Below are 255 nucleotides of genomic sequence, written 5' to 3'. Positions count from 1 at the left end.
TCAGCAGCCCCCAACCCAAGAGCGGTACACCCAAGGCTAGCCCCCAAAAACTCACGGGGTGTTGGTGCAACGCTTGAGTGCCGAACAAAAACGTCCCACCCACACCCAGCAGCAAAAGCAGCAACGGCAATGCACCGAGCCAAAGCCAGCCCTTAGGCCGCGCAGGCCGTGGAGCCAAAGCAGGGACTTGATCCAATCTAATCGGCATGGCTAGCTCGCGCTCACTTGAGTCAGTGAGGAAATCAAGGTGCAGCC

At 58.8% G+C, this 255-nt stretch carries 1 pseudogene; it reads right to left on the bottom strand.

Annotated features, from left to right (window positions below):
* Positions 1-208 (bottom strand): annotated as a pseudogene (locus tag ACZYSM_RS29625) (hypothetical protein); the annotation flags it as partial.
* Positions 209-255: the final 47 nt, after the last annotated feature.

The sequence above is a fragment of the Pseudomonas sp. F220 genome (genome assembly GCF_057813935.1).
This window is presented reverse-complemented; position numbering and strand designations above follow the sequence as displayed.